12 protein-coding genes and 1 tRNA gene are annotated in these 13,938 nt (G+C 67.1%); 6 read left to right on the forward strand and 7 right to left on the reverse strand.

The window, feature by feature from the left end; translation table 11 throughout:
- Nucleotides 1–100: 100 nt before the first annotated feature.
- Together M6E97_RS26390 and M6E97_RS26395 are read right to left on the reverse strand one after the other, a co-directional pair.
- On the reverse strand, nt 101–616 hold the full coding sequence (locus M6E97_RS26390; RefSeq protein WP_267262429.1) for an Hcp family type VI secretion system effector: 516 nt from the start codon (nt 614–616) through the stop codon (nt 101–103).
- A 1,254-nt stretch (nt 617–1,870) separates the two neighbouring features.
- Nucleotides 1,871–1,947 (reverse strand) — tRNA-Arg (locus tag M6E97_RS26395).
- 629 nt (nt 1,948–2,576) lie between these two features.
- Here M6E97_RS26395 and gabD point away from each other — a divergent pair.
- The 3 genes from gabD (at nt 2,577) to M6E97_RS26410 (ending at nt 7,078) form a co-directional block, all read left to right on the forward strand.
- Nucleotides 2,577–4,028 (forward strand): NADP-dependent succinate-semialdehyde dehydrogenase, encoded by a 1,452-nt coding sequence (gene gabD / locus M6E97_RS26400; RefSeq protein ID WP_003106269.1) that lies wholly within the window; start codon nt 2,577–2,579, stop codon nt 4,026–4,028.
- Between the two features lie 244 nt (nt 4,029–4,272).
- On the forward strand, nt 4,273–5,553 hold the full coding sequence (gene gabT / locus M6E97_RS26405) for a 4-aminobutyrate--2-oxoglutarate transaminase (protein ID WP_003106268.1): 1,281 nt from the start codon (nt 4,273–4,275) through the stop codon (nt 5,551–5,553).
- A gap of 325 nt (nt 5,554–5,878) precedes the next feature.
- Entirely contained in the window at nt 5,879–7,078 is a 1,200-nt protein-coding gene (locus tag M6E97_RS26410) for an HDOD domain-containing protein (protein ID WP_003084206.1), read from the forward strand.
- A 170-nt stretch (nt 7,079–7,248) separates the two neighbouring features.
- On the opposite strand, the gene M6E97_RS26415 is transcribed toward M6E97_RS26410, so the two are convergent.
- Complete coding sequence (locus tag M6E97_RS26415; protein WP_033939761.1) at nt 7,249–8,670, reverse strand: PLP-dependent aminotransferase family protein; 1,422 nt, start codon at nt 8,668–8,670, stop codon at nt 7,249–7,251.
- A gap of 126 nt (nt 8,671–8,796) precedes the next feature.
- On the opposite strand from M6E97_RS26415, the gene M6E97_RS26420 reads away from it, so the two are divergent.
- The 3 genes from M6E97_RS26420 to M6E97_RS26430 are packed head-to-tail and all read left to right on the forward strand — an operon-like array spanning nt 8,797 to nt 9,971.
- Nucleotides 8,797–9,234, forward strand: a complete 438-nt coding sequence (locus M6E97_RS26420) for a carboxymuconolactone decarboxylase family protein (protein ID WP_003084211.1) — start codon at nt 8,797–8,799, stop codon at nt 9,232–9,234.
- 11 nt (nt 9,235–9,245) lie between these two features.
- On the forward strand, nt 9,246–9,653 hold the full coding sequence (locus M6E97_RS26425) for a cupin domain-containing protein (RefSeq protein ID WP_003084212.1): 408 nt from the start codon (nt 9,246–9,248) through the stop codon (nt 9,651–9,653).
- A gap of 33 nt (nt 9,654–9,686) precedes the next feature.
- Nucleotides 9,687–9,971: an antibiotic biosynthesis monooxygenase family protein gene (locus tag M6E97_RS26430; protein ID WP_003106257.1), complete on the forward strand. Its 285-nt coding sequence runs from the start codon at nt 9,687–9,689 to the stop codon at nt 9,969–9,971.
- Here the strand turns inward: M6E97_RS26430 and M6E97_RS26435 are convergent.
- The 4 genes from M6E97_RS26435 to M6E97_RS26450 form a co-directional block, all read right to left on the reverse strand.
- The gene (locus M6E97_RS26435; RefSeq protein ID WP_033939759.1) at nt 9,968–10,900 is read right to left on the reverse strand and encodes a LysR family transcriptional regulator; all 933 of its coding nucleotides are present in this window, start codon (nt 10,898–10,900) and stop codon (nt 9,968–9,970) included. The two genes, M6E97_RS26430 and M6E97_RS26435, sit on opposite strands and share 4 nt — an antisense overlap.
- A 49-nt stretch (nt 10,901–10,949) precedes the next feature.
- Nucleotides 10,950–12,164: a cyanate transporter gene (locus M6E97_RS26440; RefSeq protein ID WP_033939758.1), complete on the reverse strand. Its 1,215-nt coding sequence runs from the start codon at nt 12,162–12,164 to the stop codon at nt 10,950–10,952.
- A gap of 162 nt (nt 12,165–12,326) precedes the next feature.
- Nucleotides 12,327–13,097, reverse strand: a complete 771-nt coding sequence (locus M6E97_RS26445) for a hypothetical protein (protein ID WP_033939755.1) — start codon at nt 13,095–13,097, stop codon at nt 12,327–12,329.
- Nucleotides 13,098–13,205: 108 nt separating this feature from the next.
- Nucleotides 13,206–13,892 carry a Crp/Fnr family transcriptional regulator gene (locus M6E97_RS26450; RefSeq protein WP_003137209.1) on the reverse strand — a complete coding sequence of 229 codons (687 nt, stop codon included), beginning with the start codon at nt 13,890–13,892 and terminating at the stop codon, nt 13,206–13,208.
- Between the last annotated feature and the right edge of the window lie 46 nt (nt 13,893–13,938).

The following is a 13,938-nucleotide window of genomic DNA, read 5'->3' on the forward strand; positions in this document are numbered from 1 at the left end:
AAAAAGCGGCATCGACCCGGCGCGGGCTTTCCGGTAGCGGCGCTTTGGGTCATCGAGGGCACGACGGCCAGCGAGGCTGGCCGCGTGCGGCGGTCGCGGCTCAGCCGGCGACCGGGGAGCGCCAGTCGTCGGAGCCGGAGGTGCCGGAGACTTCGTGGGTCCAGGTGATCTTGCGGTAGGTGAAGTGCACGTCTTCCAGGTGGGTGAAGTGGGCGCCCGGGTCCTGGCAGTTGTGCATGTAGTCCTTGATGTCGACGATGATCGCGTCTTCCAGGACGGTGGTGTAGTAGTGCTCCTGGGTGCCGGCGGCGGAGGTGCGGTACCACTGGATCTCGACCTTGGTCAGGCGCTCGCCGGAGGTCAGGGCGGCCAGCAGCAGCGGCGAGGCCTTGTCGAAGACCTTGGTGATGACCACAGGCTTGTGCACGCGCTGGCCGGTCGGCTGGCCGGACTGCGGGTCACGCGGGATGATCACTTCGTGGTTGAAGCCCTGGACCATCACCTGGTCCTCGTGGCCTTCCTGATAGGTGTTGCCGACCGAGTCCTCGGTGAAGGCGCCGGCGGTGATCAGGCCCTGCTTGGTGCCGGTGATGGACATATAGGCGGGGGTTGCCATGGATACGTTCCTTGTCGTTGAAAGTGCCCAGGCGATATGCCGGGGACATCGGTGCTAGACAAGAACCGTGCCACTAGTCTTGAAACTCTTTTCCATCAAGGCGTTATTGGGGGAAGCCAAAAACTCGCTGGCGATTCTCATGGGAAGAACACTGAAAATTGCGCAACTTTTTGCGCACCGCTTGCAAAAAGTTGCGCACTCTCTCGGAGCCCTTTGGGTATTTGTTCCCTAGCGTTCTATCCACAACGTTATCAACCAAAAAGTTGCACAATGGCTTTTGGATTGTGAGGCTGAATGGTTGGAGTATTTTCTGCCTCTGCCCCTATCCAAACAACGCTTCAGCACGCGTAGTCTGATTGTCCAAACGTTCACCAAGCCCAGCCGGTACAAGCTCACCTTTCCACCGTATGCGTGACCTCTCCCTCAGCCGGTATTCCCCCAATGGGGGCGAACCGCCGTTCAAATGCGGGTGGCCGGCTTGAAGTCGGATAGTCCGACCTCAAAACCGGCAAATCGCCGGTTTTGGATCTCCTGCATTGCAGGCAAAGGCTCGCTGCGTTCAAGCGCAAATACGGGAATATCCCGCATTTGAAAACCCGGCTTCAAAAGTACGCAAAACGTCCTTTTGACTGCGGACGAAATTCGTCGTCAGTCGGTGTTTTGTGCGTCCGAATTTCGGACGCACAAAATCCCCCAGATTCGGGGTATTACGAGAGTCTCGTAAAACTCTCACTCCAGCCACCGGCTGAAGCCGCCACTACAAAATATTCGTAGTGAACATGCCCTGATTTTTCAGGAGATGATCGCGCGACCGTGGCCGCAATTTTGTGGAGACGGCGACCCCGCTGAGTTACGGCCTCGGGCATTAACGTTGGAGCAACGTTGGCTAACGGTGGACTAACGTTGATCGCGTTACCGGGAAGGGGCGCATTTCAAGTGCGCCCCTTGGCGCGACCAGCGATGGCTCCGAACTGAGCCATGGGCTAACGCGGCGCTATCTCACAACCGCCAATGGGGGAAGTGAGGAAAATCCCACCTTGCCTGACCAATCGCCAGGGGATCGAACTTACCGGGAGCGACGCAGACCACCCGGTTGCCCTGCTGGAACTGACGACAGACATTTGAGCTGGCCGGCATAAAAAAGCCCCGCCTGAGCGATTCAGGACGGGGCTTTCCTTTAGGCTTACTGCACCTACCATGCACCCATGAGAGGTGGCTTGTGGCTAATGACTTTTGGTAAGTGCTTGATTTGTATGGCGCATCCGGCGGGATTCGAACCCACGACCCCTGCCTTCGGAGGGCAGTACTCTATCCAGCTGAGCTACGGATGCAGCGCCGCGGCTCGCGCGGCAGGCCGCAATCATACGCATCTCGTCGGCGGGAGTCCATTCCATGTGCGTACGTTCGTGATTTCGAACGAAAACGACCGTCCGTCGAGGATGTGCTCAGAAAAGCAGCAGGATTTTCCGACTTTCGTTGATTTTATCGAACGGGGTATTGCCCTTTGTCAGTGGTGGCCCTAGGATTCGTTTGAGATTTCAAACGCCCCCAAAGCCACAACAACAGGAGACCGGGGAATTGGCATCAGTTCAGCCGGCCGCGTGCCCCTGGAATGACCTCTTTCTGACCTGCCCGTCGCTCGTCCGGCCTTTCGCGCTGCCGGGCCGCCGTGGTGCCGGCGTGGCGTTTCGTCCGCAATCCCTTTCCCGCACGAGTCTTTCGTATCCTCCCCGACGCCTGTCGGCGGACGCGTTCGTCCGCGTCCGCCCGTTGCGCACGGTGGCCGGCCGGTAACGGCGACGCCGCTGGCACAGGGCGCAGGAAATGGAACACCGGGGCGCTGGCCCTTTCGAATAACCAGCAGGCAACACTTTCCGGTTACAACCGAACCAGACAACCAGGCACGCGGGGTAGTCGAGGTAGACCCGCTGCTCACGGCATTCCTCGAAGGAGACAGGTCATGCAACTCAAAGATGCCAAGCTGTTCCGTCAACAAGCCTACGTCGATGGCGCCTGGGTGGATGCCGACAACGGCCAGACCATCAAGGTGAACAACCCGGCCACCGGCGAGATCATCGGCAGCGTGCCGAAGATGGGCGCCGCCGAGACCCGCCGCGCCATCGAGGCTGCCGACAAGGCCCTGCCGGCCTGGCGCGCGCTGACCGCCAAGGAGCGCGCCAACAAGCTGCGCCGCTGGTTCGACCTGATGATCGAGAACCAGGACGACCTGGCCCGCCTGATGACCATCGAGCAGGGCAAGCCGCTGGCCGAGGCCAAGGGCGAGATCGCCTACGCCGCCTCCTTCCTCGAATGGTTCGGCGAAGAAGCCAAGCGCATCTACGGCGACACCATTCCCGGCCACCAGCCGGACAAGCGCATCATCGTGATCAAGCAGCCGATCGGTGTGACCGCGGCCATCACGCCGTGGAACTTCCCCTCGGCGATGATCACCCGCAAGGCCGGCCCGGCCCTGGCCGCCGGCTGCACCATGGTGCTCAAGCCTGCTTCGCAGACCCCGTATTCCGCCCTGGCCCTGGCCGAGCTGGCAGAGCGCGCCGGCATTCCGAAGGGCGTGTTCAGCGTGGTCACCGGTAGCGCCGGCGAAGTCGGCGGCGAGCTGACCAGCAACCCGATCGTGCGCAAGCTGACCTTCACCGGTTCCACCGAAATCGGCCGCCAACTGATGGCCGAGTGCGCCCAGGACATCAAGAAGGTGTCCCTGGAGCTGGGCGGCAACGCGCCGTTCATCGTGTTCGACGACGCCGACCTGGACGCCGCCGTCGAGGGCGCGCTGATTTCCAAGTACCGCAACAACGGCCAGACCTGCGTCTGCGCCAACCGCCTGTACGTGCAGGACGGCGTGTATGACGCCTTCGTCGACAAGCTGAAGGCCGCCGTGGCCAAGCTGAACATCGGCAACGGCCTGGAAGCCGGCGTGACCACCGGTCCGCTGATCGACGCCAAGGCCGTGGCCAAGGTCGAGGAACACATCGCCGACGCGGTCTCCAAGGGCGCCAAGGTGGTTTCCGGCGGCAAGCCGCACGCCCTCGGCGGCACCTTCTTCGAGCCGACCATCCTGGTCGACGTGCCGAAGAACGCCCTGGTGTCCAAGGACGAGACCTTCGGCCCGCTGGCGCCGGTGTTCCGCTTCAAGGACGAGGCCGAGGTCATCGCTATGTCCAACGACACCGAGTTCGGCCTGGCGTCCTACTTCTACGCCCGCGACCTGGCCCGCGTGTTCCGCGTCGCCGAGCAACTGGAGTACGGCATGGTCGGCATCAACACCGGCCTGATCTCCAACGAAGTGGCGCCGTTCGGCGGCATCAAGGCCTCGGGCCTGGGCCGCGAAGGCTCCAAGTACGGGATCGAGGACTACCTCGAGATCAAGTACCTCTGCCTGGGCGGTATCTGAGTCCGGCGAGAAACGCATCCGGAGGGGCCGGACGGCAGGCAAGAGCTGCGCCGTCCGGTGTCGACGTTGCCGGTGGTGGCACCGGACGAACCGGGAGTCGCGGTCGCCGATCGCGAAGCGGCTCCGAGCCCTGGCGGGCCTGCAAGTCCCGAGGCAGTCGATCATCGCATGCTGCCTTGGGGAGCTTCCTTCCCGCCTTCATCCTTTGACCCGGCCGACCCGATGAGCGGCCACTGAGGAAGCCATGAGCAAGACCAACGAATCCCTGCTGAAGCGTCGCCAGGCCGCGGTACCCCGCGGCGTGGGCCAGATCCACCCGGTCGTCGCCGAGCGCGCCGAGAACTCCACCGTCTGGGACGTGGAAGGCCGCGAGTACATCGACTTCGCCGGCGGCATCGCCGTGCTGAACACCGGCCACCTGCATCCGAAGGTGATCGCCGCGGTCCAGGAGCAACTGGGCAAGCTGTCCCACACCTGCTTCCAGGTGCTGGCGTACGAACCCTACATCGAGCTGGCCGAGGAAATCGCCAAGCGCGTGCCGGGCGACTTCCCGAAGAAGACCCTGCTGGTCACCTCCGGCTCCGAAGCCGTGGAGAACGCCGTCAAGATCGCCCGCGCCGCCACCGGCCGCGCTGGCGTGATCGCCTTCACCGGCGCGTACCACGGCCGCACCATGATGACCCTGGGCCTGACCGGCAAGGTGGTCCCGTACTCCGCCGGCATGGGCCTGATGCCGGGCGGCATCTTCCGCGCCCTGGCGCCCTGCGAGCTGCACGGCGTGAGCGAGGACGACTCCATCGCCAGCATCGAGCGCATCTTCAAGAACGATGCCCAGCCCCAGGACATCGCCGCGATCATCATCGAGCCGGTGCAGGGCGAGGGTGGCTTCTACGTCAACTCCAAGTCCTTCATGCAGCGCCTGCGCGCCCTGTGCGACCAGCACGGCATCCTGCTGATCGCCGACGAAGTGCAGACCGGCGCCGGCCGTACCGGCACCTTCTTCGCTACCGAGCAACTGGGCATCGTTCCTGACCTGACCACCTTCGCCAAGTCGGTCGGCGGCGGCTTCCCGATCTCCGGCGTGGCCGGCAAGGCCGAGATCATGGACGCCATCGCGCCCGGCGGCCTGGGCGGCACCTATGCCGGCAGCCCGATCGCCTGCGCCGCGGCACTGGCCGTGCTGAAGGTGTTCGAGGAAGAGAAGCTGCTGGAACGTTCGCAAGCCGTCGGCGAGCGCCTCAAGGCCGGCCTGCGCGAGATCCAGGCCAAGCACAAGGTGATCGGCGACGTTCGTGGCCTGGGTTCGATGGTGGCCATCGAGCTGTTCGAGGGCGGCGATACCCACAAGCCGGCCGCCGAGCTGGTCAGCAAGATCGTCGTCCGTGCGCGCGAGAAGGGCCTGATCCTGCTCTCCTGCGGCACCTACTACAACGTCATCCGCTTCCTCATGCCCGTCACCATCCCCGACGCGCAACTGGAGAAGGGCCTGGCCATCCTGGCCGAGTGCTTCGACGAACTCGCTTAAGCTTCACCGGCAAAGCGATACCCCCGAGGCCCGCGCGTCCGCGCGGGCCTTTCTTTCAGAGGCTTCACGGAAACGGAAGCCTCTTTTTTCTGCCAGGGTTTTCCGCGAAACGCCCGACGAACGGTTTTCCCCTGTTACCCTTGGGCGCCTGGCGCATACGAATCCTCCCGCATTCCTCCGGTCGTTCCGTTCGTGGCGATTAGGACAGGTCCTAGAGGCGCACCGTGTTCGCCCGTCATACCCTTGTGTGCCCGCGGGCCGTGTCGTGCCCGCCTGTCATGCCTGGTGCGGCCTGCTCGGTTCGCCAGGTTCGAAGAGGAAAGCCATGAGTGCCGCGAAAAAGGCCCCCGTCATCCTGATTGCCGATCCGGACCCCTGGAGTCGCGACTTGCTTGGCCAACTGGTCCTCGGCGTGCGTTGCGATGCGCGGCTGGTCCTCTGCGGCGATGGCGGGGAAGCGCTGGCGCATTGCCGGCGCCGGCGCTTCGCGTTGATCCTGGCCGAGCTGAACCTGCCGCAAGTGGATGGCTTCGAGCTGCTGCGCGAAGCGCGCCTGCGCCGCTCGGTCGCCGAGCAGCCGTTCATCCTGATCAGCGACCGCGCCGACCAGGCCAGCGTGCGCGCCGCCGTGGCACTGGCGCCGACCGCCTACCTGGTGAAGCCGTTCCAGGCCGAGAACCTGATGCAACGCCTGCGAGGGTTGTTGCTGAAGGGCGACGAAGTGGTCGCCTGTCCGCTGCCGGAGCGGGACGCGGGCGAGAACCTGGAGGCTTTCCTCGAACGCGCGCGCGACTCCGCGGAGGGGGCGCCGTTGCTGGCCGACGTGCGTGCCGCCAGCGATCGTTGCCTGAGCGCCGAGGAGCATCCGCTGCGCGTGCTGGAGGATGAGTTCGGTCGCGACCCGCAGATCACCGCTGGCCTGATCGCCGCCGCCAACAGCGCCGCCCGGCACGTCGGTCCGGCCTGCCAGACCCTGGGCCAGGCCCTGCGGCGGCTGGGACTCGGGCACAGCCTGAACCTGGTGCTCGGTTTCAGCCTGCAGCGGGCCATCCAGCTCGGCGAGCCGCTGCTGGCCGAGCGCGCCATGCACTTCTGGGATCTTTCGCAACGTTGCGCGGACATCGCCTGGGAACTGGCCGACGCCCTCGGCGCGGACGTCGAGCGCTGCTATACCGCAGGGCTGCTGCATCGCCTGGGCGACCTGGCGCTGCTGCGGACATTGCAGGATTGGTGCGATGGCGGCGGCGCGCTGGACGAGGCGCGGCTCGACGAGCTGCTGGGGCGTTTCGGCGCCAGCTTCGGCTCGGCCCTGCGGGCGCGTTGGCGGCTGCCGCTGGAGCTGCGCCGGCTGATCGCTGCGGCGTACCAGTTCGGTGGCGTGCTTTCCCGCGAAGAGCTGATCCTCAGCCTGGCGACCCAGGCCGCCAGCCTGCCCGAGGACGACGCGGAGCAACTGGCCGAGAGCAAGGCTGCCCGCATGCTCGGCCTGGACGGCGAACGACTGGCGAAACTGCTGCAGCCCTGAGCCGCCCTCGCCGGGCCTTTGCAAGGGGCGGCGCCTCCCGTAGGGCGGATAACGCGGCGCGTCATGCGCCGCTGGGCATGGGGCGCGGTTGCAATCGAGCCTCTGGCCGGGGAGATCGGCACCTACCTGCGCGCCGCCGAGTTGCCGGCCGTGGATGGGCGGAAGCGCGCCTAGCGCCGCAGCTCGGCGCGCAACAGGTCCAACGCCGGGTCGATGTCGTCCCGTTCGATGCAGCCGAAGCCGAAGAGGAAGCCGGCCTGTGCCGGGGTTTCCGCGTAGAAGGGCGGCAGGGTGCCGACCTCCAGACCTTGCTGGCGCAAATGACGGGCGATGCGCAGCACATCCAGCGGTTCGCGACAGCGCGCCGCGAAGTGGATCCCGGCCACCGCCGGCAGCGCTTCGAGCCAGGGGCTCAGGTCGCCGTGCAGGCGTTCCAGCAGGCGCCGGCGACGCTGGGCGTATTCGCGTTGCAGGCGGCGCGTATGGCGGGCGAAGTCGCCGCGCTGGATGAACAGCGCGAGGGCGCGTTGCTGCAAGGTCTCGCTGTGCCGGTCGACCAGCTTGCGCGCCGCCAGCACCGCTTCGCGCAGGCTCGCCGGCGGTAGCAGGTAGCCGAGGCGCAGCTCGGGGAAGAGGGTCTTGGAAAAGGTCCCGAGGTAGGCCACCTGGCCGTGCCGGTCGAGGCTGCGCAGCGACTCCAGCGAACGCCCGTCGAAGCGGTACTCGCTGTCGTAGTCGTCCTCGATGATCAGCGCCCGGTGGCGCTGCGCCCAGTCCAGCAACTGCAGGCGCCGCTCCAGGCTCATCGGCATGCCCAGCGGGAACTGGTGCGACGGGGTGACGTAGACCAGCTTGGCGTTGTCCGGCAGCAGGTCGACGCGCAGCCCCTCGGCGTCCACCGGCACTCCGCGCACCTCGGCGCCGGTGGCCAGCAGGCTGGCGCGGGCCGGCGGATAACCGGGTTCCTCGACCACCGCCAGGTCGCCGGGGTCGAGCATCACCCGGGCCAGCAGGTCGAGTCCCTGCTGGGCGCCCTGGGTGACCATCAGGGCGTTCCAGTCGCACTGCACGGCGCGGTTGATCGCCAGGTAGCGGGAGATCGCCAGGCGCAGCTCGGGGTCGCCTTCGGTTTCCTTGTAGAACGCCGGCGAGCGCTGTTGCAGGCGTAGCGCCTGGAGCACGCAGGTACGCCAGGTATCGAAGGGAAAGCGGCGCTTGTCGGTCGTGCCGCCGGCGAAGCTGTAGCGGAGCGGTGCTCGCTGGTCCATCAGACCGGACTGCGGTTCGATGTGTGCCCAGCGCGCGGCCGGCCGCAACGGACCGTCGGCGCGCTGCGGCGGCGCTTCCCCGGCGGGCCCGCGGGCGACGAAGGTGCCGCTGCCGACCCGGCCTTCGAGGAAGCCCTCGCTGGTGAGGCGCTCGTAGGCTTCGCTGACGGTCTTGCGCGACACTTCCAGGCGTTCGGCGAGGTAGCGCGTGGCTGGCAGGCGATCGCCGGTGGCCAGGCGACCGTGGAGGATCGCGTCGCGCAGCTGGCGATAGAGCTGGCCGACCAGGTCGTGGCGGCCGTCGAGGATCAGTTGCAGTTCCATGGCGAAATTGGCTACCTGGTATTTCTGGTAATTGGCTCTTCGTGGAAGCCAAAGGCAGGCTTAGTGTTACCCCATGCCGCGCCGCTTTCCACCCTCGCGGCTGCCAATCAGCCAAGGAGATTCGCCATGACCACCCGCCTCGAATGGGCCAAAGCCTCCCCCGACGCCTATGCCGCCATGCTCGGCCTGGAAAAGGCCCTGGCCAAGGCCGGCCTGGAACGCCCGCTGATCGAACTGGTCTACCTGCGCACTTCGCAGATCAACGGTTGCGCCTACTGCGTGAACATGCATGCCAACGACGCGCGCAAGGCCGGCGAGACCGAGCAGCGTCTGCAAGCGCTCTGCGTCTGGCAGGAAACCCCCTACTTCACCCCGCGCGAGCGCGCCGCCCTGGCCTGGACCGAGCAACTCGCCCGCCTCAGTCAGGGTCCGTTGCCGCACGGCCTGCTCGACGAACTGCGCGAGCACTTCGACGACAAGGAGATCGCCGAACTGACCCTGGCGGTCTCGGCCATCAACGCCTGGAACCGCTTCGGCGTCGGCATGGGCATGCAACCGGAGTGAGGTGGGCGGCGATGAAGGCCAATCGATCGATCGCCTGCCTGCTGCTCGCCGCGCTGCCGACGCTGGCCAGCGCCCATGCTGCGGAGAAGGTGGAAACCCTGCGCGACCAGGCCCTGGCCGAGATTCCCGGCCATCGTGGGTTGATGCTGACGGTGTCGTTCAAGCCCGGTCAGGTCTCCGCGCCCCATGTGCATCCCGGCTCGGTGTTCGTCTACGTGCTCGAAGGCACCGTGCAGACGCAACTGGAAGGCGGCCCGGTGGAAACCTACACGGTGGGCCAAAGCTGGTACGAGCCGGCGAACGTGCCGCACCTGCTGGCACGCAATCCCGATCCGATGAAGCCGGCCAAGTTGCTGGTCTGGGAGTTGCTCAAGGAGGGCGACCCGATCCTCAAGCCACTGGAGCGCGGCGCCCACTGAGGCGTCGCTCGTTCGTCCGGAGGAGCGTCCGTCATGAGCGCCAGCCAGGTCATCCGTATTCGCGCGCGCAACGGTCAGTCGGAACGGCTTGGCCTGCGCCTGCAACAACTGGTCGAACCGGGGCTGGAGGCGCCGGGTTGCCTGGAGTACCAGGTGCGCAGGGACGCCCTCGAGCCGGATCTCTGGCTGGTGTGCAGCCAGTGGCGGGAAGCGCAGCAGATGTTCGACTACCTGGCCGGCGGCATCCAGCAGGTATTCGCCGAAGTGCTCTGGCGCTCCCTGGCGGCGAGCCTCGAAGTGCAGGATGACGCAGGCTAGAGCAAACCCAGCTCGGCGCAGACGATCAGCACCTGTTCGCGCAGCCAGAGGTTCGCCGGGTCCTGGTCGGCGGCGCGGCTCCATGATAGGTGCAGGGCGAACGGCGGCAGCCCCGACGGTGCGAGGCAGGCGCGATGGCGGCCATCGTCGAGCAGCGCGTGGATACGTCGCGGCAGCATCAGCACGAAGTCGCTGCCCGGCAGCAGTTGCAGGGCGGCGACGTAGCTGTTGGCGCGCGCGGCGACTTCGCGGCTGCGGCCCTGGCGTCGCAGCCACGTGTCCACCAGGTTGGCGTTGCTGGCGTTGAGCGGGGTCGGGAAGACGAAGCGGCGCCGGCAGAACTCGTCCAGCTCCAGGCGCTCGTGGCGCGGCTGGGCACGATCCTGTACGCAGAGCAGCTCGTCGCTGAACAGGGCGAGCGCCTGTAGCTCCGGTGCCGGTCGGTGGTACTCGGGACCGAAGTCGAAGACCAGGTCGACCTGGCCGTCGAGCAATGCTTCGGTGGGCAGTTCGGGACCCAGGCGGCGGATGTCCAGGCCGATCCTCGGGCCGTTGGCGGCGAGCCGTCGCAGGAGTGCCGGAAGGATCAGCAGCTCGACGTATTCCGGCGCGCAGAGGGTAAAGGTACGCGGCTCGCCACGCGGGTCGAAGCTGCCCTGGGCGGCGTGACAGGCGTTGATGCGGGCGAGCATTTCCTCCACATGGGGCAGCATGGCGCGACTCTTGTGGGTCGGCTGCATGCCGCCGCGGGTGGCGATGAACAGCTCGTCGTCGAAGGCCTGGCGCAGCTTCTTCAGGCAGTAGCTGACCGTCGACGGGCTGAGGTTCAGGTGTTCGGCGACCTCGACGAGGTTCTGCCGTTGGTGGACCTGGAGGAAGACCAGCAGGTCCTGCATGTCGACCTTGCGCAGGCCGTTGGCGATCAGCATCGGGGCGTCCTGACGGCGTCGGGAGCGCCATCAGAACCCGTCCCCTTCCTCAGCGCAAGCTTTCGGCGCCGACGCCTCGCGCCTGCCGCTCGGCGAACAGTGCCGCATAGCGCCGTGGGTCGAAGCGCAGGCCCAGTCCCAGTAGCAGCGCCGCCACCGCGGTCAGTCCGAGCCAGGCGCCGGTGAAGCTGCCGAGGCTGTCGCGCAGCAGCCCGGCGACCCATGGCGAGACCCCGGCGATCAGGTAGCCGGCGCCTTGTACCAGGGCAGCCAGTTGACCGGCGCGTTGCGGCGCGTCGAAGTGATCGAGGCAGACGATCAAGCCCATGGGGAACAGCCCGCCGATGCCCAGTCCGAGGCACAGCGCCCAGAGCAGCGGCAGGCTGGCCGGCGTCCAGGCGAGGCCGAGGAAGCCGGCCAGCATCAGCGCGGTTAGCCCGACCAGCACCGGGCGGCGATCCCGCGAGCGGCTGGCCAGGGCCGGCGCGAGCAACCCGGAGAGTACCTCCACGGCCGTCAGGAAACCGAGCAGCAGGCCGGATTCCTGGGCGCTCCAGCCCTGTTCCAGGTAATAGGGCGCGAGCCAGGCCAGCACACAGGTGTAGCAGGCGGTGCCGAGGCCGAAGAACAGGATCAGCAGCCAGGTCCGCGGATAGCGCAGGAGGCTCCTGCCGGGCTGCGCGTCGGGCAGGCGCAGGCGGGTGCCGGGTTGCAGCCACCAGGCCAGCAGCGCGAGCGCGGCGAGCGCCGCCCAGGCACCGAGGCCGAGCCGCCAGCCGGCGTGCTCCGCCAGGGTCGGCGCAGCACTGGCGGATAGCGCCGCGCCAGCCATGATGGCGGTGACGTAGAGCCCCATGCAGAGCGGCGTGCGCGCGCCGAAACGGGCCTTGATCAGGGCCGGCATCAGCGCCTGGATCAGGGCGATGCCGAGGCCGGCGAGCATGGCGCTGCCGAGCAGGTCGGGCAGGCCTCGGCTGCCCAGGCGCAGGGCGCTGGCGGCGCCGATCAGCAGCAGGGCGAGGGCCACCGAACGCCACTCGCCGACGCGGCGGGCGATGCCCAGGCCGAAGAACATGCCGAGGCCGAGGGTCAGCACCGGCAGGGCGGTCAGCAGCGAGACGTTGCCGAAGCTGAGCACGATCTCGCCGCGCATGGCGTTCAGCAGTGGGCCGACGGCGGCCATGGAGGGCCGCAGGTTGAGGCCGACCAGGACGATGGCGGCCATCAGCCAGAGGGTGCGGCCGGGTGGGTTGGCAGTGGGCATGGCGATCTCCTTTCGGGAGCACCATTGCGCCTGCGCCAGGGCGTGGCGGCAAATCAAAATCCGCAGGGCGGATTCGAAAAAATGCGCTGGCCAGGGAGTCGGGGCGGACGCTGGCGCAGCGTGGCGAGTGGCGAGGTTATCCGCCCCGTGCGGCGCGTGGCCTCACTCCGCACTCAAGCGCATCAGGCTTTCGCTCAGGGCCCGCGCGTGGCGGTCGACGATGATCGGCGCCCAGGGCCTGCCGGAAGCGCTGACCAGCGCGCTGCTCTTGCTGTTCAGGTCGCGCAGGGCCTGGCTCAGGTACTCCCAGCGGTTTTCCAGTTTCTTCAGTCCCGCCGGGTTGGCGCTTTGCGCCACCAGCAGGGCGATGCGCCGGTCGATCAGCGGGACCAGCACGCTCTCGTCCTGGCCGAGATAGTCCCGGGGCTGTTCGCGGGCAATCTCCAGCCCGCCCAGGTAGGCGCGCGCCAGGTATTGCAGGGACAGGTACTCGACCCGCACCGGCAACTGCCAGAGCGGCAGGGGCTGGCCTGGCGGGGGCGGCGGCACCTGGCGTTCCACCAGGTTGAGGAAGTCACGCAGGGCGCGGCTCAGTTGCTGCGGGTAGCGCCAGGGCAGGTCCTCCTCGCGGGGGCCGTAGGCCGCGCCTTCACGGATGCGCGCCACCAGCGTCTTTTCGCCTTGCCGCAGGAGCACCCCCTCGGGGGCGGCGGCGAGCGCGCGGTCGAGGCTGGCGAGATCCTTCTCCAGTTGCGCCGCGTGCTGTTCCTGGAAGCCCTCGCCGCGCAGCAGCAACAGGCTGCCCACCGCGCGACAGGCCTGGACCTGCAGTTGTTGCAGGGCGCGTTGCTGGTCGTCGAGGGCGGCGCGCGCCGGCAGCGCCAGCAACAGGCAGCAAAGACAGAGGACAGCGGGAAGCGCGGGACGGAGCATGGGGAGATCCTGTTGTTGTCGTTATGGATATCCGCACCGAGGGCAGGTGCCCTGCACACGGTAGCCGGCCATGGCGCGCCTGCAAGTGTTCGAAAGTGTGATTCGCGCTCAGCCGTGGGTGGCCGCGCGCAGGCCGGCGAGGTCGAGGATCTCGATGCCGCCGTAGCTGAGCTGGAGGATGCCCTGGGCTTCGAGGTCCTTGAGGATCTGGTTGGTGGTCTGCCGCGACAGCGACAGCATCAATGCCAACTGCTCCTGCGGCAGGTGCAGGACCTGCCGGCTGCGGCTGTTGTCGTAGCCCTCGGCGAGCATCAGCAGGCGCCGCGCCAGGCGTTGCGCGGCCGGCAGCAGGGCCATCTCTTCCAGGGCGATGAATGCCAGGCGCAGTTTGTGGCTCATCAGCAGGGCCATGTCGCGCCAGTAATGCGGCTCGCGGCGAAGCAGTTCGAGCAGCGCCGCCTGCGGTACCTGGAGTAGCTGGGTGTGGCCTTCGGCGTAGGCGTCGTGGGTGCGCGCCTGGCCGTCGAACAGGGCGATCTCGCCGAACCAGTGCGGTGCTTCCACCAGGATCAGCAGCGCCTCCTTGCCGTTCTCGCTGACCGCGCTGATACGGATCGCGCCCTCGACCACGCAGTACAGTCCGCAGGGCGCGTCGCCGCGGGCGAACAGGCGCTGGCCCGGCGGCAAATGGCGCGGTTGGGCGAGTGCCAGCAGGTGCGTCTGCAAGGCCTCCGGCAAACCCTGGAACCAGCGGCCGGCCTGGAGTTGCGAACGGTAGTCGGTACGCTCGTTCATGTTTGTCGTCTAGCTGACAGAGTGGAAAACCGGGGCGGCGCGATGA

The sequence above is a fragment of the Pseudomonas sp. B111 genome, assembly GCF_026428275.1.
GTDB lineage: Bacteria > Pseudomonadota > Gammaproteobacteria > Pseudomonadales > Pseudomonadaceae > Pseudomonas > Pseudomonas aeruginosa.

Excerpts from the sequence above, each read along its gene's own strand:
- M6E97_RS26390 (WP_267262429.1), bottom strand. The coding sequence starts at position 616 with ATGGCAACCCCCGCCTATATGTCCATCACCGGCACCAAGCAGGGCCTG.
- gabD (WP_003106269.1), top strand. The coding sequence starts at position 2,577 with ATGCAACTCAAAGATGCCAAGCTGTTCCGTCAACAAGCCTACGTCGAT.
- gabT (WP_003106268.1), top strand. The coding sequence starts at position 4,273 with ATGAGCAAGACCAACGAATCCCTGCTGAAGCGTCGCCAGGCCGCGGTA.
- M6E97_RS26410 (WP_003084206.1), top strand. The coding sequence starts at position 5,879 with ATGAGTGCCGCGAAAAAGGCCCCCGTCATCCTGATTGCCGATCCGGAC.
- M6E97_RS26415 (WP_033939761.1), bottom strand. The coding sequence starts at position 8,670 with ATGGAACTGCAACTGATCCTCGACGGCCGCCACGACCTGGTCGGCCAG.
- M6E97_RS26420 (WP_003084211.1), top strand. The coding sequence starts at position 8,797 with ATGACCACCCGCCTCGAATGGGCCAAAGCCTCCCCCGACGCCTATGCC.
- M6E97_RS26425 (WP_003084212.1), top strand. The coding sequence starts at position 9,246 with ATGAAGGCCAATCGATCGATCGCCTGCCTGCTGCTCGCCGCGCTGCCG.
- M6E97_RS26430 (WP_003106257.1), top strand. The coding sequence starts at position 9,687 with ATGAGCGCCAGCCAGGTCATCCGTATTCGCGCGCGCAACGGTCAGTCG.
- M6E97_RS26435 (WP_033939759.1), bottom strand. The coding sequence starts at position 10,900 with ATGCTGATCGCCAACGGCCTGCGCAAGGTCGACATGCAGGACCTGCTG.
- M6E97_RS26440 (WP_033939758.1), bottom strand. The coding sequence starts at position 12,164 with ATGCCCACTGCCAACCCACCCGGCCGCACCCTCTGGCTGATGGCCGCC.
- M6E97_RS26445 (WP_033939755.1), bottom strand. The coding sequence starts at position 13,097 with ATGCTCCGTCCCGCGCTTCCCGCTGTCCTCTGTCTTTGCTGCCTGTTG.
- M6E97_RS26450 (WP_003137209.1), bottom strand. The coding sequence starts at position 13,892 with ATGAACGAGCGTACCGACTACCGTTCGCAACTCCAGGCCGGCCGCTGG.